Genomic DNA, 21,259 nt, shown 5'->3' with positions numbered 1-21,259 from the left:
TCCTGTGTTTCTGCAAGTCTTGAGAACCCGAAACCATCATTCAATCCCCCGCCATACATCAAAAACCCATCATCAGCCTTGGGGGCCAGCCATGCGACACCCCTATCCGATCAGGGAAATCGCCCGTCAGGCCGGACTGAGCACGGCCACGGTCGACCGCGTGCTCAATGACCGGGGCAACGTGACGGAGGGCACGATCAGGGAGGTGCGCGAGGCCATCAAGGACCTGGATCGCCAGAAGGCCCAGGTCCGTATCGGGGGCCGCACCTTCATGATCGACATCGTGATGCAGTCCCCGGAGCGGTTCTCCACCGCCGTTCGGGAGGCGCTGGAGGCGGAACTTCCCTCCCTGCATCCCGCCGTCGTGCGTTCGCGCTTCCACTTCCGCGAGACCTGCCCGCCCGGCGAACTGATCGGCACACTGGACAAGATCGCCAAGCGGGGTTCGCAGGGCGTGATCCTCAAGGCTCCCGACGTGCCGGAGGTCGGCGCCGCCGTCGGCCGGCTGGCCACGGCCGGCATCCCGGTCGTCACGCTGGTGACCGACCTGCCCCATAGCGCGCGCGTGGCCTACGTCGGCATCGACAACCGCGCGGCGGGTGCCACCGCGGCCTACCTCCTCGAACAGTGGCTCGGCGACCGGCCGGGCAACGTGCTCACCACCATCAGCCGAGGCTCCTTCCGCGGCGAGGAAGAGCGGGAGATGGGCTTCCGCGGCGCGATGCGCCTCGTGGACCCCAGGCGCTCCCTGGTGGAGGTCACGGACAGCGACGGACTGGACGCCACTCAGCGCGATCTCGTGCTCGAGGCGCTGAAGCACGACGAGGACATCGTCGCGGTCTACTCCGTGGGCGGGGGCAACCTCGCCACCCTGGACGCGTTCGACGCCCTGGGGAGGCCGTGCGCGGTGTTCATCGCACACGACCTCGACCAGGACAACATGCGTCTCCTGCGCGAGCGCCGCCTCTCCGCGGTGCTGCACCACGACCTGCGCCAGGACGTGCGCCGCGCCTGCCAGACCATCATGCGGGCCAACAAGGCACTGCCGGACGACGGCCCGACCCTCCCTTCGGCGATCCAGGTGGTCACGCCGTTCAACCTGCCGCCCGGTGTGTCCCCCCTCCCGCCCATGGGGTGAACCGGCGGCCCGGGGTGCTACGTCGCCTTCGATGATCGTGTCTGTGTGGTGCCGGCGCGAAAAGCGACAGCCCGACCCCGGCCGGGTAGCCGTGGCGATCACCCCGTGCTAACCAGGGGGCATGTCTCACAGCGATGCCAGCGATGCCTACGACGTCGTCATCGTCGGCGGCGGCCACAACGCCCTGGTCGCCGCCGCCTATCTGGGCCGGGCGGGACACAGTGTGCGGGTGCTGGAGCGGCTGGACCGCATCGGCGGCGCGGCCGTGTCCGAGCGCACGTTCGCCGGGGTGGACGCCCGGCTCTCGCGCTATTCGTACCTGGTCAGCCTGTTGCCCCGGCGCATCGTCGAGGACCTGGGGCTGCGGTTCGCGGTCCGCAAGCGGTCCGTCTCCTCGTACACCCCCACCGTCCGGGGTGGGCGGCCGACCGGGCTGCTGGTGGAGACCGGCGGCGGGACCCGGACCCGGGAAGCGTTCGCGCGGCTGACCGGCGGGGAGCGGGAATACGCGGCCTGGGAGCGGTTCTACGGGATGACGGGGCGGGTCGCCGAGCGGGTGTTCCCGACGCTGACCGAGCCGCTGCCGGACCGGGACGCGCTGCGGGCCCGGATCGGGGACGACGCGGCGTGGGAGGCGCTGTTCGAGCGGCCGCTGGGGGAGGCGGTCGAGGCGGCGTTCGAGGACGACCTGGTGCGGGGCGTGGTGCTCACCGACGCGCTGATCGGCACGTTCGCCTCCGCCCATGACCCCTCGCTGCGGCAGAACCGCTGCTTCCTCTACCACGTGATCGGCGGCGGCACCGGCGACTGGGACGTGCCCGTGGGCGGCATGGGCGCGTTCACCGACGCCCTCGCGCACGCGGCGAGCCTGGCGGGCGCGCGGATCGCGACCGGCTGCGAGGTGACCGGTATCGCCACCGACGGGACGGCGGCCGAGGTGACGTACCGGGGCCCGGACGGCGAGCATGTCGTGGGCGCCCGCCATGTGCTGGTCGGGGCCGCCCCGCGCGAGCTGGCGCGGCTGCTCGGCGAGGAGCCGCCCGCCCCGCCCGCCGAGGGCGCGCAGCTGAAGGTGAACATGCTGCTGCGGCGGCTGCCCGCGCTGCGGGACCCCGAGGCGGACCCGCGCGAGGCGTTCGCCGGGACGTTCCACATCGCCGAGGGCTACGGCGACTTGGAGGAGGCGTACCGGCAGGCCGCCGCCGGGGAGCTGCCGCGGCGGCCGCCGTCGGAGATCTACTGCCACTCGCTGACCGACCCGTCGATCCTCGGCCCGGACCTGGCCGCGCGCGGCTACCAGACCCTGACCCTGTTCGGGTTGCACACCCCGGCCCGGCTGTTCACCGACGACCCCGACGCGGCCCGCGAGACCCTGCTGAGGGACACCCTCGCCCAGCTCGACGCCCACCTCGCCGAGCCGATCGCCGACTGCCTCGCGTACGACGCCGACGGCAGGCCGTGCGTCGAGGCCAAGAGCCCGCTGGACCTGGACCGCGAACTGCGGCTGCCGGGCGGGAACATCTTCCACCGCGAGCTGGCCTTCCCGTACGCCCAGGAGGGCACCGGCCGCTGGGGCGTGGAGACGCGCCACGCCAATGTGCTGCTGTGCGGCGCGGGCGCGGTACGCGGCGGCGGGGTCAGCGGGATCCCCGGCCACAACGCGGCGATGGCGGTGCTGGGGAAGTAGCCGGGCCGATGTCCGAAAGAATCTGACGGAACGTCAGAAAAACTCTTCCGCTCCCCGGCCCCCTGCGGCATCCTGCCCCGCATGAAGACGGAGCTGAGCACAAGGCTGGGTGTCGAGCACGCCATCTTCGGCTTCACGCCGTTCCCCGCCGTGGCCGCGGCGATCACCCGGGCCGGGGGGTTCGGCGTGCTCGGCGCGGTCCGCTACGCCGCGGGCGAGGATTTGGCCCGCGACCTGGACTGGATGCAGGAGCACACCGACGGCAAACCGTACGGCCTCGACGTCGTGATGCCCGCGAAGAAGGTCGAGGGGGTGAGCGAGGCCGACATCGAGGCGATGATCCCGCAGGAGCACCGCGCGTTCGTGGCGGAGACCCTGGCCCAGCACGGGGTGCCCGAACTGGCCGAGGGCGAGGCATCCGGCTGGCGCATCACCGGCTGGCTGGAGCAGGTCGCCCGCAGCCAGCTCGACGTCGCCTTCGATTACCCCGTCAAGCTGCTGGCCAACGCGCTGGGTTCGCCGCCCGCCGATGTCGTCGCCCGCGCCCACGACCGCGGCATCCTGGTCGCCGCGCTGGCCGGGAGCGCGCGCCACGCCCTGCACCACAAGGACGCGGGCCTGGACATCGTCGTCGCGCAGGGCTACGAGGCGGGCGGCCACACCGGCGAGATCGCCTCCATGGTGCTCACCCCCGAGGTCGTCGAGGCCGTCGACCCGCTGCCCGTACTCGCCGCGGGCGGCATCGGCAGCGGCGAACAGATCGCCGCCGGGCTCGCGCTCGGCGCCCAGGGAGTGTGGCTCGGCTCGATCTGGCTCACCACCGAGGAGGCCGAACTGCATTCGGCCGCGCTCACCGCCAAGCTCCTCGCCGCCGGATCCGGCGACACCGTGCGCTCCCGCGCCCTCACCGGCAAGCCCGCCCGCCAGCTGCGCACCGCCTGGACGGACGCCTGGGACGACCCGCAGGGCCCGGGGCCGCTGCCGATGCCGCTCCAGGGGCTGCTGGTCGCCGAGGCCGTCTCGCGCATCCAGAAGTACGAGGTGGAACCGCTGCTCGGCACGCCGGTCGGGCAGATCGTCGGCCGGATGACCTCCACCCGCGGTGTGCAGGCCGTCTTCGACGACCTGACCAGGGGCTTCGAACGTGCCATCGACCGCGTCAACCGCATCGCCGGACGGGACTGAGGAGGACGACGACCGATGACTGCCACCACCAACCCGACCCCCACGATCCCCGTCGGCTTCTGGGCGCAGGCCGCGAGCGAACCCGACCGCGTCGTCCTCGTCGCCCCCGACGGCGAGGAGTGGACCGCCACCCGGCTGCACGCCGCTTGCAATCAGCTCGTCGGCGGACTGCGCGCCGCCGGGCTCCGGCGCGGCGACGCCTTCGCGGTCGTCCTGCCCAACGGGGTCGAGTTCTTCACCGCCGCGCTCGCCGCCACCCAGGCCGGGTTCTACCTCGTGCCCGTCAACCACCACCTGGTCGGCCCCGAGATCGCCTGGATCGTCTCCGACTCGGGCGCCAAGGTGCTGATCGCCCACGAACGCTTCGGCACCCAGGCCACCCTGGCCGCCGACGAGGCCGGGCTGCCCGCCACCCACCGCTACGCGGTCGGTGACATCGAGGCTTTTCGCCCGTACGCCGAACTCCTCCGGGGACAGTCACCGGAGCCGCCCGCCGACCGCGAACTGGGCTGGGTCATGAACTACACCTCCGGTACGACGGGACGCCCGCGCGGCATCCGGCGCCCGCTGACCGGAAAGCTCCCCGAGGAAAGCCATCTCGGCGGCTTCCTGCGCTTCTTCGGCATCCGGCCCCGCGCCGAGGAGCCCGACCACATCCACCTGGTGTGCTCACCGCTCTACCACACGGCCGTCCTGCAGTTCGCGTCCTCGTCCCTGCACATCGGCCACCCCCTGGTGCTCATGGACAAGTGGACGCCCCAGGAGATGCTGCGGCTCATCGACGCCTACCGCTGCACCCACACCCATATGGTGCCCACGCAGTTCCACCGGCTGCTGGCCCTTCCCGAGGAGTTACGGGCGTCCTACGACGTCTCCTCGATGCGCCACGCCATCCACGGCGCCGCGCCCTGCCCCGACCACGTCAAACGCGCCATGATCGACTGGTGGGGCGGCTGCGTCGAGGAGTACTACGCGGCCAGCGAGGGCGGCGGGGCCTTCGCCACCGCCGAGGACTGGCTGAAGAAGCCGGGAACGGTCGGCAAGCCCTGGCCCATCAGTGAGATCGCCATCTTCGACGACGACGGGAACAAGCTGCCGCCCGGCGAACTCGGCACCGTCTACATGAAGATGAGCACCGGCGGCTTCAGCTACCACAAGGACGAGGGCAAGACCCGCAAGAACCGCATCGGGGACTACTTCACCGTCGGCGACCTCGGCCTCCTCGACGACGACGGCTATCTCTACCTCCGCGACCGCAAGATCGACATGATCATCTCGGGCGGGGTCAACATCTACCCGGCCGAGATCGAGTCCGCGCTGCTCACCCACCCCGCCGTCGCCGACGCCGCCGCGTTCGGCATCCCGCACGACGACTGGGGCGAGCAGGTCAAGGCGGTCGTGGAACCCGCCCCGGGTCACACCCCCGGCCCGGAGCTGGCAGCAGCCATCCTCGACCACTGCGAGCAGCGGCTCGCGGGCTACAAGCGCCCCAAGTCCGTCGACTTCATCGCCGAGATGCCCCGCGACCCCAACGGCAAGCTCTACAAGCGGCGGCTACGGGAGCCCTACTGGGACGGGCATGAGCGACCCGTGTGACGGGGGTGACGTCAGCGGTTCCGGCCGTATCCTCGGCCCTATGCACACACTTGACAGTGTCGAGGTGGACGGGGTCGAGCTGACGTACCGGGTGTGGGGCGCGGCGGGCGACCCGCCCGTCCTGCTTCTGCACGGCCTCGGCGAGGACGGCGTCGACTGGCTCGCCATCGCGCCGCGCCTCGCCCCGGGCCGCCGGGTGTACGCGCTGGACCTGCGCGGCCACGGATCCAGCGACTGGCCGGGCGACTACGCCCTGGAGCAGCTGCGGGACGAGGTCGCCGGGTTCCTCGCGGCGGTCGGTCTTGAGCGCGTCACCCTCATCGGACACTCCTACGGCGGCGTGGTCGCCTACCTCGTCGCCCAGCGCTTCCCGCATCTGACGGAACGACTGGTGATCGAGGACGCCCCGCCGCTGCTGCCCCAGGACCCGCCGCTGGAGGTGCCGCCGCGCCCGACCGGGCGGATGGCCTTCGACTGGGCGGTCAGGACGCAGTTCACCGAGCAGCGCAACGCCCCGGACCCGCGCTGGACCGAGGGGCTTTCGGACATCACCGCGCCCACGCTGGTGATAGGCGGCGGCCCGGCCAGCCATATCCCGCAGGAGCTGCTGGCCGACATGGCGGAGCGCATACCCGACTGCCGCCTGGTCACCATCGACGCGGGCCACTGCGTCCACCAGAACCGCCCCGAGGAGTTCCTCGCCGCCATAGGGGAGTTCCTGGACGCGTAGGGGCCCCGTACGGATCACCGCGTACGCTCCCCGGTGGGCGAACTGCGCCCGCGCCGCCCACGCCGCCGAGAGAGGGGTCCCCGCCGTGCGACCGACCGATTCCCTGCGCCCTGTCCTCATCGCCGCCACGGCCGCCGCCGTGCTGGCCGCAGGAACCGGGGGAGCCGCCGCTGAGCCTGGCGCGCAGCCGTCCCACGGTCAACTGCGGCCGCTGGCCGGGCTGTCCGCCGACCGGGTGCTGGTCGCGGACCAGGTCGCCGCCGCCAAGTGGGGCACCGACAGCCCGATCGACGACCCGGCCCGGGAGAAGCAGGTGCTGGACGCGGTGGCGGAGCAGGCCCGGGAGGTGGGCGGCGACCCGGCGGCGACGTCGAGGATCTTCCGTGACCAGATCGAGGCCAGCAAGGTCGTCCAGCGCGGCCTGTACCGGCGGTGGCAGGCCGACCCGTCCTCGGCCCCCACCGAACGCCCCGACCTCGGAAAGGTCCGGCTGGAGATCAACCGGATCAACGGCGAACTGGTCCGGGCGATCGCTGCCGCCACGGACGCCCGCACAGCCCCCTCGTGCCCGGCCCGGCTGCTGGCCGGGGCCCTGGCAACGGGCCACCAGAAGCGGCTGGACGGGCTGCACGCGGTGGCGCTGACCCGCGCGCTGCCGTCGGTGTGCGAGACGCCGTAGCCACGCCCTAGGGGTGGTCTCCGGCCGCGACCGCGCGGGCCCAGCGGTAGTCCGCCTTGCCGCTGGGGGAGCGCTGGATGTGGTCGGTGAAGACCACCGTACGGGGGATCTTGTACCCGGCGAGCCGGCCGCGGCAGTGGTCCCGCACCGCGTCGGCCGTGAGCGCCCCGGCGCCCTCCCGGGGCTGGACGACGGCCGCGACCCGGTTGCCCCAGCGCTCGTCCGGGACGCCCGCCACCAGCGCGTCGTACACGTCCGGGTGGGCTTTCAGGGCCTGTTCCACCTCCTCCGGGTACACCTTCTCGCCGCCGGTGTTGATGCACTGGGAGCCCCGGCCGAGGACCGTGATCACGCCGTCCTCGTCGACCGTTCCCATGTCGCCGAGGAGCACCCAGCGTTCGCCGTCCGCCTCGAAGAAGGTCTCCGCTGACTTCTTCGGGTCGTTGTAGTAGCCGAGCGGCACATGGCCGCGCTGGGCGATCCGGCCCGGTTCGCCGGGCGCGACGGGCCGGTGGGTCGCCGGGTCGACCACCGTCGTACGGGTGTGGACGCTGACCCGGAATCCCTTCTCGGGGCCCGAGTCCGCGGTGGCGGTGCCGTTGAACCCGGACTCCGAGGAGCCGAAGTTGTTGAGCAGCAGGGTGTGCGGCGCGAGCGCGGTGAACTGGGCGCGCACGGTGTCCGAGAGGATCGCCCCGGAGCTGCTGACGCTGAGCAGCGGGGACAGGTCGATGTCCTTCAGGGGCCCGCTGAGGGCGTCCACCAGGGGGCGCAGCATCGCGTCGCCGACCAGCGAGACCGTACTGACCTTCTCCTTCTCGATCGTCCTCAGCACCTCTTCGGGCACGAACTTCCGGTGCAGGACCACCTTCTGGCCGAAGTTGAGCCCGATGAACGCCGTGAGGGTCGAGGTGCCGTGCATCAGCGGCGCGGTCGGGAAGAAGACCAGGCCGTCGCCGGAGGCCGCCACCCGCTCGGCCAGCTCCTCGGGGCGGCCGACCGGGATGCCGGTCGGCGCGCCGCCGCCGAGCCCGGAGAAGAAGAGGTCCTCCTGCCGCCACACCACGCCCTTGGGCATGCCGGTGGTGCCGCCGGTGTAGATGATGAAGCGGTCGTCCGGGGAGCGGGGCGGGAAGCCGCGCGCGTCGGAGCCCGACGCCTCGGCCTCGGCGAACGGGACGGCCCCGGGCGCCCCCTCCCCGTCGCCGACCTGGACGAGATGGCGCAGGACGTCCGTACGCGGCAGCGCTGCGGCCACCCGGTCGCCGAACTCGGCGTCGTAGACCAGGGCGGCCAGATCGGCGTCGCGGTAGAGGTAGACCAGCTCGTCCTCCACGTAGCGGTAGTTGACGTTCACCGGCACGGCCCGGATCTTCAGACAGGCGAGGACGGTCTGCAGGTACTCCACGCCGTTGCAGAGGTGGAGCCCCACATGTTCGCCCGGTGCGATTCCGCTGCCTCGGAGGTGGTGGGCGAGCCGGTTGGCGGCGGCGTCGAGCTGGGCGTAGGCCAGCCGCCGCTCGGCGCCGGTGCCCGGGTGGTCCGCGTACACCAGCGCCTCTCTGCCGGGCACGGTGTCGACGATCGACTCGAACAGGTCGGCAAGGTTGTACTCCACGGCTCCTCCTGACCTGACATCGGGCGGGCTCGGCGCTCATGACAGCACCGCGGGGGAGAGGTGGGAAGGGCCGCGCCGAAGAAATCTGACTGAGCATCAGATTTCTCTTGAAGTCGCTCCCGCCCTCCTGCAACCTGTTCTAGGTCTGAGACGGGAGGACTGCCGTGCCGCACGGGACCGAACACCTCATCGTCGAGCGCATAGGCGCCACGCTGGTGCTCACGCTCAACCGGCCAGAGGCCAAGAACGCGCTCTCGTTGCCCATGCTGGTCGGGCTGTACGACGGCTGGATCGAGGCCGACGAGGACGACACCGTACGGTCCGTCGTGCTCACCGGCGCCGGCGGTGTCTTCTGCGCCGGGATGGACCTCAAGGCCCTCGCGGGCGGCGGCCGGATGGCGGGACAGCACCACCGGGACCGGCTGAAGGCCGACCCCGACCTCCACTGGAAGGCCATGCTCCGCCACCACCGGCCGCGCAAACCGGTGATCGCCGCCGTCGAGGGCCACTGTGTCGCGGGCGGCACCGAGATCCTGCAGGGCACCGACATCCGGGTGGCGGGCCGCGGCGCGACCTTCGGGCTGTACGAGGTGCGGCGCGGGCTCTTCCCCATCGGCGGCTCCACGGTGCGGCTGGCCCGTCAGGTGCCCCGCACCCACGCCCTGGAGATGCTGCTCACCGGCCGTCCCTACCCCGCCGAGGAGGCCGAGCGGATCGGGCTGATCGGCCATGTCGTGCCCGACGGGACCGCGCTGAAGAAGGCCCTGGAGATCGCCGAACTCATCAACGCCAACGGCCCGCTCGCCGTCGAGGCGGTCAAGGCATCCGTCTACGACACCGCCGAGATGACCGAAACCGACGGCCTCGCGTCCGAACTCGAACGCGGCTGGCCGATCTTCGACACCGCCGACGCCAAAGAGGGATCGAAGGCCTTCGCGGAGAAACGCCCGCCGGTCTACCGCCGGGCCTGATCCGCCACCCCCATGTCACCGGCCGCAGAAGGAGACGCCCCCATGACACCGGCTCCCGCCCCCGAGGTGCTGCAGGCCCCTCTGGTCGTCGAGTTCCCCTTCACCCGCTCCCTCGGCCCCGTCCAGAGCGCCTTCCTCACGGGCCTGCGCGAGCGCACCGTGCTCGGCGTACGGACCTCCGACGGCCGGGTGCTCGTCCCGCCCGTCGAATACGACCCGGTCACCGCCGGCGAACTGCGCGACCTCGTCCAGGTCGCCCCTACCGGCACCGTCACCACCTGGGCCTGGAACCCGGCCCCGCGCCGCGGCCAGCCCCTGACCACCCCCTTCGCCTGGGCGTTGGTACGGCTCGACGGCGCCGACACCGCCCTGCTGCACGCCCTCGACGCGAGCGGACCGGAAGCCGTGCGCACCGGAATGCGGGTACGGGTCCGCTGGGCCGGGGAGCGCGAGGGCGCCATCACCGACATCGCCTGCTTCGAACCGTACGACGGCGACGACGCCGCGCACGTCCCCGAACCCGCCCCGCACGACGGGGCGTTCGCCGACCCCGTCACCGGCATCGTCGCCCCCGCCCGCCTCGACTACACCTACGCGCCCGGCCGCGCCCAGTCCCGCTATCTCGCCGCCCTCGCCGGGCGGAAGACGCTCGGCGAGCGCTGCCCGGCCTGCCGCAAGGTGTACGTACCGCCCCGCGGCGCCTGCCCCACCTGCGGCGTCGCCACCGACGAACAGGTCGAGGTCGGCCCGGGCGGCACCGTCACCACCTTCTGCATCGTCAACATCAAGGCCCGCAACCTCGACATCGAAGTGCCGTACGTCTACGCCCACATCGCCCTCGACGGCGCCGACCTCGCCCTCCACGGCCGCATCGGCGGCATCCCGTACGACCAGGTGCGGATGGGGCTGCGGGTCACGCCCGTATGGACCGAGGGCGGCCGCTACCCCGACCACTACCGGCCCACCGGCGAACCCGACGCCGACTACGACACCTACAAGGAGCTGTTGTAGATGCGAGACGTCGCCATCGTCGCCTTCGGGCAGAGCGGAACCCGGCGCACCAGCGCGGAGGTCTCCGAGGTCGAGATGCTGATGCCCGTCCTCCACCAGGTGCTCGACGCGGTCGGCCTGCGCGCGGGCGAGATCGACTTCACCTGCTCCGGCTCCTCCGACTACCTCGCGGGCCGCGCCTTCTCCTTCACCATGGCGCTCGACGGCGTCGGCGCCTGGCCGCCCATCTCCGAGTCCCACGTCGAGATGGACGGCGCCTGGGCGCTCTACGAGGCCTGGGTCAAGCTGCTGACCGGCGAGGCCGACACCGCGCTCGTCTACGCGTACGGCAAGTCCTCGCCCGGCGATCTGCCCGAGGTCCTGACCCGCCAGCTCGACCCGTACTACGTCGCCCCCCTGTGGCCCGACTCGGTCTCCCTGGCCGCCCTCCAGGCCCAGGCCCTCCTCGACGCGGGCGACACCGACGAACGCGCCCTCGCCGAGGTCGCCGCGCGCGGCCGCACCGCCGCCGCGGACAACCCGCATGCCCAGGTGACCGGCTCCGCCCCGCTCGCCGCCCTCCTCGAAGCGCCGTACCTGGTGCGGCCGCTGCGCCGCCACGACTGCCCGCCCATCGGCGACGGCGCCGCCGCCGTGGTGCTCGCCGCCGGGGACACCGCGCGGCGGCTGTGCGCCCGCCCCGCCTGGATCCGCGGCATGGACCACCGCATCGAACCGCACTCCCTGGGCGTACGGGACCTCACCCGCTCCCCGTCGACCCGGCTCGCCGCGACCCGCGCCGGGGCCTTCGAGGCGCCCGCCGACCTGGCCGAACTCCACGCCCCCTTCACCTCGCAGGAGATCATCCTGCGCCGCGAACTCGACCTGGGCGACGGTGTCCGCGTCAACCCCTCCGGCGGGGCACCGGCCGCCCACCCCATGATGGCCGCCGGGCTCATCCGGCTCGGCGAGGCCGCCGCCGCCATCCACCGCGGCTCGTCCGACCGGGCGCTGGCCCACGCCACCTCCGGTCCCTGCCTGCAGCAGAACCTGGTCGCCGTCCTGGAAGGGGACGTCCGGTGAGCAAAGAACCCGTGGCCGTCGTCGGCGTCGGCCAGACCAAGCACACCGCCGCCCGGCGCGACGTCTCCCTCGCCGGGCTGGTCCGGGAGGCCGCCGTACGGGCCCTCGACGACGCCGAGCTGACCTGGGCGGACATCGACGCCGTGGTCATCGGCAAGGCGCCCGACTTCTTCGAGGGCGTCATGATGCCCGAGCTGTACCTCGCCGACGCGCTCGGCGCGGTCGGCAAACCCATGCTGCGCGTGCACACCGCCGGCTCGGTCGGGGGCTCCACCGCGCTCGTCGCCGCCAACCTGGTCGCCGCCCGCGTCCACCGCACCGTGCTCACCCTGGCGTTCGAGAAGCAGTCCGAGTCCAACGCCATGTGGGGGCTCTCGCTGCCCGTCCCCTTCCAGCAGCCGCTGCTGGCCGGGGCGGGCGGATTCTTCGCGCCCCACGTCCGCGCGTACATGCGGCGCACCGGCGCGCCCCCGGCCATCGGCGCGCTCGTCGCCTACAAGGACCGCCGCAACGCCCTGCGCAACCCCTACGCCCACCTCCACGAACACGATCTGACACTGGAGAAGGTGCGGTCCTCGCCGATGCTGTGGGACCCCATCCGCTACTCCGAGACCTGCCCCTCCTCCGACGGCGCGTGCGCCATGGTGCTCACCGACCACACCGGCGCCGCCCGCGCCCCCCGGCCACCCGCCTGGATGCACGGCGGCGCCATGCGCAGCGAGCCGACGCTCTTCGCGGGCAAGGACTGCGTCTCGCCCCGGGCCGGGCGCGACTGCGCCGCCGACGTCTACCGGCAGGCCGGGATCACCGACCCGCGCCGCGAGATCGACGCGGTCGAGATGTACGTGCCGTTCAGCTGGTACGAGCCGATGTGGCTGGAGAACCTGGGCTTCGCGGCCGAGGGGGAGGGCTGGAAGCTCACCGAGTCCGGGGTGACCGAGATCGGCGGCGAGCTGCCCGTCAACCCCTCGGGCGGGGTGCTGTCCACCAACCCCATCGGCGCCTCCGGCATGCTCCGCTTCGCCGAAGCGGCCCTCCAGGTCCGCGGCCTGGCGGGCGAGCACCAGGTCGAGGGGGCCCGCACGGCGCTGGGCCACGCCTACGGCGGCGGCTCGCAGTTCTTCGCCATGTGGGTGGTCGGGGCGGCCCCTCCCACCACATGAACCGTGCACCCGGACGACGTCCGCCGGACAGCTCACATCCTCCTTTCGTGGCCTGTCCGGCACCGGCCGCGATCGCTAGGGTGGGGCCGGGACGACGATCCGGGAGGAGCCGACACGTGGCAGACACCACCACGACCGCACAGCCGCTCAGGGGCAACGGCGAGAAGCCCGACCTCGACCTCACGGGCGCCCAGTGGCAGTCGAGCAGCCAGGGGGTGGGCGATGTCGAGATCGCCTTCGTCGAGGGCTTCATCGCGATGCGCCACGGCCGCCGTCCCGAAGGCCCGGCCCTGATCTTCACCCCCGCCGAATGGCGCGCCTTCGTCCTGGGCGCGCGCGAGGGCGAGTTCGACCTCACCTGAGCCAGGAGGCCACGCGGCCCCGGCCTCACCTGAGCACGACGCAGCCCCGCTCGACGAGCGCCCGGACGGCCGGGCCGTCATCGACGCCGTCGTCGAGCGGGTTCCAGCGCAGATCGAGCTTCTCCAGGGCGGGCAGCTCCGCGACCCAGTCGGGGAGCGTCCGGATCCCGTTGCCGCGCAGATCGACTTGGCGCAGGCGCGCAAGCCTCCGCAGCGGTTCGGGCACGCCGGTCAGCGCGTTCTCCCGCAGCTCCAGCTGGCGCAGCCGGCTCAAGTCGGACACTCCGGCGGGCAGGGCGGTGATCCGGTTGCCGCGCAGCCACAGCTCCCGCAACGCGCCGAGCCGCCCGATCGAGCCGGGCAGCCCGGTCAGCCCGGCGTGCTGGGCGCGCAGCTCCACCAGTCCCGCCATGCCGCCCAGTTCCTCCGGCAACCGGCCGAGCGGATTCCCGCCGACGTTGAGATAGCCCAGCCGCTCGAGCCGGCCGAGCGAACGCGGCAGCCGGGTGAGCCGGTTGTCGTGCAGATAGAGGCAGCGGGTCAGCCCCGACAGCTCGCCGATCTCCTCCGGGATCTCGGCGAGCCGGTTGTGGCCGAGATCCAGCGTGTGCAGCCGGTGTAGCCGTCCGAGGGCGGGCGGGAGGCGGGTGAGCGCGTTGTCGGCCAGGATCAGGACGCGCAGGCCGGTACGCCGCCAGATCTCGTCGGGGGCTTCGGCCAGCCCCGCCTTCCACAGGTCGAGTGTGTCGTCCACGTGCCCTTGATACCCGAACGGCCCGCCGTGGCGGGCCGTTCGTGCGTAGCGGACCTGGTCAGGTGGAACCGGGGGCGCTGAGTCCGGCCCACGGTCGTTGGCGGCCGTCGCTGACCGCCGCTATGCCCCGCTCGTCGTAGCGGGCCGTCCGCAGGGACCAGCCCAGGTTGCCGCACATCACATGGCGCATTCCGTCCACGTAGTGGTCCACGTCCCGGCGCAGTTCCGCCCCCGCGCCCGCCTCGGCGAGCAGCCGCGGCAGCCGGTCCGCGGTCTGCTCGAACCAGCGGTAGCGCGCGTTGGCGAGGCCCGCGATGTACTCGACCGCGTCCTCCAGGGTGCCGCCGTGCCGCTGGTGGCGGACGATGACGGTGTTGTGGACGTCCCCGGCGGCCAGCTCCTTGTCCAGGGAGGCGATGTCGTTGGTGAAGACCACCACGTCGTCCGTGGCCTCCCGCATCCGGGCCAGCGGATAGCCGCCGTGCAGCGCGGCGGGCAGGGCGTAGCCGCCGAAGCGCTCGCCGAGGTCCAGGCACGGCTGCACGCCGATCGAGTGGCGGCGCAGCGCGAGGACGGCGTCCACCGAGGGCGGGGGCCCCTGGGGGCCGGTGCGGTCGAGCGCCTCGCGGTGGTAGGAGTGCAGATACTCCAGCCAGTGGTGGCGGAAACGTTCCCGCCACACCGGTGGCCGGCCCGCGTGGATGCGCCGCCACAGATCGCGGAAGCTCTCCAGCAGGGGCCCGCCGCCCCGCCCAGGCGCGTCGTCGGGCTCCTCGGTGACCCGTAAGACGTCCCGCACCATCCGGGCCACCGCCTCCGGGCGGCACCCGAGTTCGCCGTCGAACTGATCGTCGAAGACGAAGTACCAGCCGATGAGATCGTTGCCCACGTCCAGCTCCGCACCGGTCGTCCGGGGGTAGAACAGACCCGTCAGCAGATCGAAGCGGAGCGCGTCGTACTCGGCGACCGCGCCGCCGGCCCCGAACACGCCGTACCGCGACAGCCATTGGACGGTGTGCACTCTGGCGGCCCCGGTTCCGGGGCTGGGGTCGGCCGAGGCCGGAAAGTCGAGCAGGGCCGCCCGGCTCAGCAGCGCCGCAGGCCGGGCCTGCGGGCGCGACGTGGTCGTGTACGTCGTGTTCATGGCGGTATCGCCCCCCTTCGGGTTCCGGGGAAGGCCATGCCGCCCCTACCACAAGCCCCCGCGGCGACGGGCCGACCCGATGAATCCGGTCATCCTCGCGCGGTGAACGTGCCATCGATAGAGCAGGAGTTGAATTGGCGTGTGCCATTGGCAATGCCAGAAGGGAATACCCGCATACCGGGCTACGGAGCGTGCCAGACGGGCTACGCTCGGCGTTACGTGCCGAAGGGGAACGAACGTGGCGGACATGATGGGCCGGCAGGACCGGACACGTCGGGCACTGCTGGAGCGGGAGGCGGAACTCGCGGCGGTCGACGTCGCGTTGACCGATCTGTGCGGATCCGATCCCGGTGATCCGTCCGGCACCCGCACCGGCGGGGTCATCGCCTTCGCCGGACCGGGCGGCGTCGGCAAGACCGCGGTGCTCGGCGAGATGCGCCGCCGGGCCGCCCACCGCGGCTGCACCGTGATGTCGGCGCGCGGCGGCGAGCACGAGCAGGGCGCCGCGTTCCACGTCGTACGGCAGCTCTTCCAGCCCGTGCTCGCCACGACCGGCGAGGAGGAGCACCGCAGAATCCTGGGCAGCTGGTACGACATCGTCGCGCCCGCCGTGGGCCTGGTGGTCTCCGGAAGCGGCGGCTCACCCGACCCGCAGGGCGTGCGCGACGGCCTGGACTGGCTGGTCACCCGGTTCGCGGTGGAGCACGCCCCGGTCGTGATGATCCTGGACGACGTCCACTGGGCCGACCCCGAATCCCTGGACTGGCTCATCCGGTTCGCCGCCCGCGCCGTGGACCTGCCCCTGCTGCTCGCCGTCGGCTACCGCCCGGAGGACCTGACCGCCGACGCCGCCGCGGTCCGCGGCCTCACCGAGCGGCAGGGCTCGCGGCCGCATGTGCTCGCCCCGCTCACCCCGGCCGGGGTCGGCAGAATCGTGCGGGACGTCCTCGGCGAGGAGGCCGACGAGGCGTTCTGCCGCGAGTGCTGGGCGGTGACCGGCGGCAACCCCTTCGAGGTCGTCGAGCTGACCGCCAAGGTCCGCGACCGGGACCTGAAACCGCAGACGGTGAACCTCAGCGCGCTGCGCGAGCTGGTCGCCGCCGCCAAGGACAGCGGTCTCGGCGACCGGCTGACCCGGCTCGGCACCGCCGCCGTCCGCCTCGCCTGGGCCGTCGCCGTCCTCGGCATCGAGGCCACCCCGTCGCTGACCGCCAACGTCGCCGGGCTCAGCGAGACCGAGACCGCCGAGCAGGTGGCGCGGCTCGCGGACGCCCGCATCCTCGCCCCGCCACGGCAGGGCGCCCGCGGCACCCAGCCGCTGGAATTCCTCCACCCGCTCATCGCCACCGCCGTCTACCAGGCGATCCCCGGCGCGCTGCGCGTGGCCATGCACGGCCAGGCCGCCTCCGTGGTGCTCGCCGCGGGCCTGGGCTCCGCGGCCGCCGGACGCCATCTGCTGGAGATGCACCCCGAGGGCGACTCCTGGGTGGTGCGCCACCTCAGGGAGGCGGCCCGGGAGTATCTGCGGGCCGGCGCCCCCGACGCCGGGCGCCGCTGCCTCGCCCGCGCCCTGCGCGAACCGCCCGCGCCGGAGGAGCGCGCCGCGGTCCTGTACGAGCTGGGCTGCTCCGCCCAGCTCACCGAGCCCTCCGTCACCGTCAACCATCTGCTGGCCGCCCTGGAGGAGCCGGACCTCGGCTCCGACCTGCGCGAGGCGATCATCTACCGGCTCGCCCAGGCGTACGGCCACAGCGGCCGCATGGAGGAGGCCGCGCAGGTCGTCGCGGCCGAGGTGGGCCGGGCCACCAGCGCCCGCGCCCGGCTGCGGATGCAGGCCGAACAGTTCATGTGGAACATGTTCCGCGCCGACGAGAAGGAGTCCCCCGCCCGCTCCCGGCGCCTCGCCCGGTTGGCCGACCACCTCACCGGCCGCGGCATGGCCGAGCGCTATCTGCTGGGCCTGCGCGCCTGGGACGCGATGACGCGCGGAGAACCGGCGGCCACCGCCCTGCACTACGCGGAAGAGGCCCTGGGCGACGGTCTGAGCTGGACCGACGACGACTGGGGCTTCGAGGTGCCGATCCTGGTCGCCCTGATCTTCCTCCACTGCGACCAGCCCGGACGCGCCGAGGCGCTGTTCAACACCGGCATAGCGGAATGCGAGCGCAAGGGCTGGCGCGGCTCCCACCTGGCGTTCGGCATCACCCTCCTCGGATACGCCCGGCTGCGCCGCGGAGCCCTCGTCGAAGCGGAGGAACTGGCCCGCGAGGGCATGCGCATCGCCGACCTCGTCGGCTCCTCCACCCCCGCGCACTGGACCGCCGTCGGCACCCTCATCGAAACCCTGATCAGCCGCGGCCGGATCCGGGAGGCGCAGGAGTTCGCGGCCGGCCACGGCGGCGAGATCCTTCCGCAGGCCGTGCTCTGCCCCGACGTGCCCACCGTCCGCGGCGAACTGCTGCTCGCCTCCAACCTGCACGGCGAGGCCCGGCAGCAGCTCGCCGAGGTCGGCCGCCGGATGGACGGCCGCGGCATGCGCAACCCCGTCTGGTGCCCCTGGCAGCTCCACATGGCCCAGGCCCTCGCGCTCACCGACCCCCGCCAGGCCGCCGAGGTCGCCGACGACGCGGTGCGCCGGGCCCGCCAGTTCGGCACCCACTCGGCCATCGGCCGGGCGCTGCACAGCGCCGCCGCCGTGGCCCAGGGCTCGGAGCGGATCAAGCTGCTGGCCGAGGCCGTCAGCCATCTGGAGCGCTCGCCGTCCGCGTACGACCTGGCCGTGGCGCTGGTCGACCACGGCGCCGCGCTGCGCCGCGTCGGCCTGCCCCAGGAGGCCGGGGACCGGCTCTACCGCGGGCTGAAGGGCGCGGTCCGGTGCGGCGCGGACACCCTCGCCTCCCGGGCCCGCGACGAGCTGTCCGCCGCCGGGCTGCGGCCCATGCAGCTGCGGGTCGACCACACCAGCCCCCTCACCTCGCAGGAGCAGGCCGTCGCCGAGCGGGCCGCCGAGGGCTGGCCGGACGACCGGATCGGCGAGGAGATGGGTCTCGCCGAGCGCGAGGTGGCCCGGCTGCTGTCCGACGTCTACCGCAAGGTGGGCACCGACCGGGGCGGCCTCGCCACCCTCCTCGGCACCCCCCGCCCCGACCGAACCCGCAGCGCCCTGCCGACCGAGCCCGGGGCACCCGGCGGCTGAGCCCGGCGGCGGCCCGGTGACCGGACCCACGGGGCCGGGGGCAGGGGGCTTTCGGGGCGGGAAGGACGGTGCTCCCGGGCAGGGGAACCGGCCGCGGGCCACGTACCATGTCCGCATGTCCTTCCTCCGCCGCCGCAGCGCCGCCACGCCCACCGGGCCGGACTTCGATGTCCTGGCCATGGATCCGGGGGACTGGCCCGGCGATCTGGGCGCGGGGCTGCTGCCCGCCCCCGACGGCACCTGCCAGGGCGTCTTCCTGCGCTACGACCTCTTCGGCGGCCGTGGCCCGGCGATGGTCATCGGGAATCTGCCCGAGGGCTCCCCGGCCCGCGAGGTGGCCGAGGACCAGGCCCCGTTCGAGGTGACCCAGCTGCTGGCCGCCCTCGGCAACGAGGAGCCGGTCCAGGTCGTGGACACCGAGGACACCCCGGTCATGCACGACGACAACCTCCTCATCGTGCGCCGGATCAAGCTGTCCGAAGGACGGATCTCCTGCGCCCAGTTCGACCGCAGCGACGGCGTCCTCGTCACCATCGCCAGCTGGGACCGGCCGATCACCGACGATCTGTACCGGCTGCTCAAGCCGCTGCCCGCGGAGATGTTCCAGCAGGGCTGACGGGACGATCCCGATGGCCCACCGGACGCTCTGGTACGACACCCCCGCCGCGGACTGGGAGCGCGAGGCGCTGCCCATCGGCAACGGCACGCTCGGCGCCATGGTCTTCGGCGGGGTGGCCCGGGAGCGGATCCAGTTCAACGAGAAGTCGTTATGGACCGGCGGCCCGGGCGGCCCCGGCGGCCCGGGCTCCCCGCCGTACGACTCCGGCAACTGGCGTGAGCCGCGCCCGGGCGCCCTCGCGGCCGTCCAGCGGCTGATCGACGCGCACGGCACGGCCGCCCCCGAGGACGTGGCGGCCCGGCTCGGACAGCCCCGCATCCGCTACGGCGCCTACCAGACCTTCGGCGATCTGTGGCTGGAGATCCCCGGCGCGCCCGAAACCCCGGACAGCTACCGCCGCCGGCTCGACATCGGCCGGGGCGTGGCCCTCGTGGAACACACCGCCCAAGGCGGGCGCCACCGGCGCGAGTTCTTCGCCTCGTACCCCGATCGGGTGATCGTCGGACGGCTGAGCGCGTCCCCCGGCCCCGTCGCCTTCACCCTGCGCCACACCTCCCCGCGCCCCCGCGACCACCACGTCACCGCCCACGACGGGCGGCTGACGATACGCGGCGAGCTGGCGGACAACGGGCTGCGCTTCGAGGCCCAGGTGAGGGTGGTGTGCGACGGCGGCACCGTGACCGCCGGGGCGGACGGCACGCTCACCGTCACCGGCGCCCACAGCGCCTGGTTCGTCCTCGCCGCCGGGACCGACTACGCCGACAGCCATCCCGACTACCGCGGCGAGGACCCCCACCGGGCCGTCGCCGAGGCCGTGGACGCCGCCGCGGACCAGGGCTGGCCCACGCTGCTGAGCCGTCACCTCCGCGACCACCGCACCCTGTTCGACCGTACGGCGCTGGACCTCGGCGGACAGGCCCCGCCCGGCCGGCCCACCGACCGCCAACTCGCCGCGTACACCGGCGGGGACGACCCGGCGGACCGGGCCCTGGAGGAGCTGTTCTTCGCCTACGGCCGCTACCTCCTCATCGCCTCCTCACGTCCCGGCGCCCCGCTCCCCGCCAACCTCCAGGGCGTCTGGAACGACAGCGTCCAGCCCGCCTGGTCGGCCGACTACCACACCAACATCAACCTGCAGATGAACTACTGGCCGGCCCACGCCCTCAACCTCGCGGAGACCGCCGAGCCGCTGCACCGCTTCATCACCGCCCTGCGCGCCCCCGGCCGGATCACCGCCCGCGAAATGTTCGGCGCCCGCGGCTGGGTCGTGCACAACGAGACCAATCCGTACGGCTTCACCGGCGTCCACGACTGGCCCACCGCCTTCTGGTTCCCCGAGGCGGCCGCCTGGCTCGTCCACCACCTGTACGAGCACTACCGCTTCACCCTCGACACCGGCTTCCTGCGGGACACCGCGTACCCGGCCATGCGGGAGGCCGCCGAATTCTGGCTGGACACCCTGCGCCCCGACCCCCGGGACGGCACGCTCGTCGTCACGCCCGGCTACTCGCCCGAGCACGGCGACTTCACCGCGGGGCCCGCCATGTCCCAGCAGATCGTCCACGACCTGCTCACCGCCACCTTGGAGGCGGCCCGCGCCCTCGGCGACGACCCCGCCTTCCAGGTCGCGCTGCGGCGCGCCCTGGACGCCCTCGACCCGGGGCTGCGCGTCGGCTCCTGGGGCCAGCTCCAGGAGTGGAAGGCCGACCTGGACGACCCCGCCGACACCCACCGGCACGCCTCCCACCTCTTCGCCCTGCACCCCGGACGGCAGATCGCCCCGGACGGCCCCTGGGCCGGTGCCGCCGCGGTCTCCCTGGACGCACGCGGCGACGGCGGCACCGGCTGGAGCAGGGCATGGAAGGTCAACTTCTGGGCCCGGCTGCGCGACGGCGACCGCGCCCATCGGCTGTTGGCCGGACAGCTGACAGATTCCACTCTCCCCAACCTGTGGGACACCCATCCGCCGTTCCAGATCGACGGCAACTTCGGCGCCGCCGCCGGAATCGCCCAGATGCTGCTGCAGAGCCACCGCGGGGTGCTGGACGTCCTGCCCGCCCTGCCACGCCGCTGGCCCGACGGCTCGGTGCGCGGGCTGCGCGCCCACGGCGACCTCACGGTCGGCATCACCTGGCGCGCGGGACGCGCCCGTACCCTCACCGTCACGGCGGGACACGACGGACCGGTCCGGATACGCGGCGACCTGTTCGCGCGCCCGTACACCGTCCACGACGGCGCCACGGGCCACGAGGCGGCCGTACGCGACGACACCCGCGACGGTGTCCGTACGGTCACGCTCGCGGCCCGCGGCGGCCACACCTACCGCTTCACGGCACGCGCCTGA

The 21,259-nt window shown here is 73.2% G+C and carries 17 protein-coding genes; 14 read left to right on the top strand and 3 right to left on the bottom strand.

Annotated elements, in window-relative coordinates:
• Nucleotides 1-91 precede the first annotated feature (91 nt).
• The 6 genes from ACFZCY_RS39620 (at nucleotide 92) to ACFZCY_RS39595 (ending at nucleotide 7,015) form a co-directional block, all read left to right on the top strand.
• Complete coding sequence (locus tag ACFZCY_RS39620; RefSeq protein ID WP_391184980.1) at nucleotides 92-1,138, top strand: substrate-binding domain-containing protein; 1,047 nt, start codon at nucleotides 92-94, stop codon at nucleotides 1,136-1,138.
• Between the two features lie 121 nt (nucleotides 1,139-1,259).
• On the top strand, nucleotides 1,260-2,825 hold the full coding sequence (locus tag ACFZCY_RS39615) for an FAD-dependent oxidoreductase (RefSeq protein ID WP_391184977.1): 1,566 nt from the start codon (nucleotides 1,260-1,262) through the stop codon (nucleotides 2,823-2,825).
• 81 nt (nucleotides 2,826-2,906) lie between these two features.
• Complete coding sequence (locus ACFZCY_RS39610) at nucleotides 2,907-4,010, top strand: nitronate monooxygenase (RefSeq protein ID WP_391184972.1); 1,104 nt, start codon at nucleotides 2,907-2,909, stop codon at nucleotides 4,008-4,010.
• 15 nt (nucleotides 4,011-4,025) lie between these two features.
• On the top strand, nucleotides 4,026-5,606 hold the full coding sequence (locus ACFZCY_RS39605) for an AMP-binding protein (protein ID WP_391184969.1): 1,581 nt from the start codon (nucleotides 4,026-4,028) through the stop codon (nucleotides 5,604-5,606).
• Between the two features lie 40 nt (nucleotides 5,607-5,646).
• Nucleotides 5,647-6,336 (top strand): alpha/beta fold hydrolase, encoded by a 690-nt coding sequence (locus ACFZCY_RS39600; protein WP_391184966.1) that lies wholly within the window; start codon nucleotides 5,647-5,649, stop codon nucleotides 6,334-6,336.
• An 85-nt stretch (nucleotides 6,337-6,421) separates the two neighbouring features.
• The gene (locus tag ACFZCY_RS39595) at nucleotides 6,422-7,015 is read left to right on the top strand and encodes a chorismate mutase (protein ID WP_391184963.1); all 594 of its coding nucleotides are present in this window, start codon (nucleotides 6,422-6,424) and stop codon (nucleotides 7,013-7,015) included.
• Nucleotides 7,016-7,022: 7 nt separating this feature from the next.
• On the opposite strand, the gene ACFZCY_RS39590 is transcribed toward ACFZCY_RS39595, so the two are convergent.
• Nucleotides 7,023-8,633 carry an AMP-binding protein gene (locus tag ACFZCY_RS39590; RefSeq protein WP_391184960.1) on the bottom strand — a complete coding sequence of 537 codons (1,611 nt, stop codon included), beginning with the start codon at nucleotides 8,631-8,633 and terminating at the stop codon, nucleotides 7,023-7,025.
• A gap of 164 nt (nucleotides 8,634-8,797) precedes the next feature.
• Between ACFZCY_RS39590 and ACFZCY_RS39585 the strand changes: the two genes are divergently transcribed.
• The 5 genes from ACFZCY_RS39585 to ACFZCY_RS39565 all read left to right on the top strand — a co-directional run bounded on the left by ACFZCY_RS39585 (nucleotide 8,798) and on the right by ACFZCY_RS39565 (nucleotide 13,202).
• On the top strand, nucleotides 8,798-9,604 hold the full coding sequence (locus ACFZCY_RS39585) for a crotonase/enoyl-CoA hydratase family protein (RefSeq protein WP_391184957.1): 807 nt from the start codon (nucleotides 8,798-8,800) through the stop codon (nucleotides 9,602-9,604).
• Nucleotides 9,605-9,646: 42 nt separating this feature from the next.
• Nucleotides 9,647-10,615 (top strand): OB-fold domain-containing protein, encoded by a 969-nt coding sequence (locus ACFZCY_RS39580; RefSeq protein ID WP_391184954.1) that lies wholly within the window; start codon nucleotides 9,647-9,649, stop codon nucleotides 10,613-10,615.
• Nucleotides 10,616-11,677: a thiolase domain-containing protein gene (locus tag ACFZCY_RS39575; protein WP_391184951.1), complete on the top strand. Its 1,062-nt coding sequence runs from the start codon at nucleotides 10,616-10,618 to the stop codon at nucleotides 11,675-11,677.
• Nucleotides 11,674-12,840 (top strand): thiolase domain-containing protein, encoded by a 1,167-nt coding sequence (locus tag ACFZCY_RS39570; protein WP_391184948.1) that lies wholly within the window; start codon nucleotides 11,674-11,676, stop codon nucleotides 12,838-12,840. The genes ACFZCY_RS39575 and ACFZCY_RS39570 overlap by 4 nt, the downstream gene beginning before the upstream one ends.
• Nucleotides 12,841-12,956: 116 nt before the next feature.
• Complete coding sequence (locus ACFZCY_RS39565; RefSeq protein WP_055556519.1) at nucleotides 12,957-13,202, top strand: DUF397 domain-containing protein; 246 nt, start codon at nucleotides 12,957-12,959, stop codon at nucleotides 13,200-13,202.
• A 25-nt stretch (nucleotides 13,203-13,227) separates the two neighbouring features.
• Here ACFZCY_RS39565 and ACFZCY_RS39560 read toward each other — a convergent pair whose 3' ends face one another.
• Nucleotides 13,228-13,956 (bottom strand): leucine-rich repeat domain-containing protein, encoded by a 729-nt coding sequence (locus tag ACFZCY_RS39560; RefSeq protein WP_391184945.1) that lies wholly within the window; start codon nucleotides 13,954-13,956, stop codon nucleotides 13,228-13,230.
• Between the two features lie 58 nt (nucleotides 13,957-14,014).
• Nucleotides 14,015-15,100 (bottom strand): isoafricanol synthase, encoded by a 1,086-nt coding sequence (locus ACFZCY_RS39555; protein ID WP_391184942.1) that lies wholly within the window; start codon nucleotides 15,098-15,100, stop codon nucleotides 14,015-14,017.
• A gap of 247 nt (nucleotides 15,101-15,347) precedes the next feature.
• Between ACFZCY_RS39555 and ACFZCY_RS39550 the strand changes: the two genes are divergently transcribed.
• The 3 genes from ACFZCY_RS39550 (at nucleotide 15,348) to ACFZCY_RS39540 (ending at nucleotide 21,259) form a co-directional block, all read left to right on the top strand.
• A complete protein-coding gene (locus tag ACFZCY_RS39550) occupies nucleotides 15,348-18,296 on the top strand; it encodes an AAA family ATPase (protein WP_391185018.1) in 2,949 nt (982 codons plus the stop codon).
• Between the two features lie 115 nt (nucleotides 18,297-18,411).
• The gene (locus tag ACFZCY_RS39545; protein WP_391184939.1) at nucleotides 18,412-18,912 is read left to right on the top strand and encodes a hypothetical protein; all 501 of its coding nucleotides are present in this window, start codon (nucleotides 18,412-18,414) and stop codon (nucleotides 18,910-18,912) included.
• 13 nt (nucleotides 18,913-18,925) lie between these two features.
• Nucleotides 18,926-21,259, top strand: a complete 2,334-nt coding sequence (locus tag ACFZCY_RS39540) for a glycoside hydrolase N-terminal domain-containing protein (protein WP_391184936.1) — start codon at nucleotides 18,926-18,928, stop codon at nucleotides 21,257-21,259.

The organism is Streptomyces sp. NPDC007983 (assembly GCF_042958345.1).
In the GTDB taxonomy this organism is placed as follows: domain Bacteria; phylum Actinomycetota; class Actinomycetes; order Streptomycetales; family Streptomycetaceae; genus Streptomyces.
Note: the sequence above shows the minus strand (reverse complement) of the source record. Positions and strands in the feature narration are given on the sequence as shown.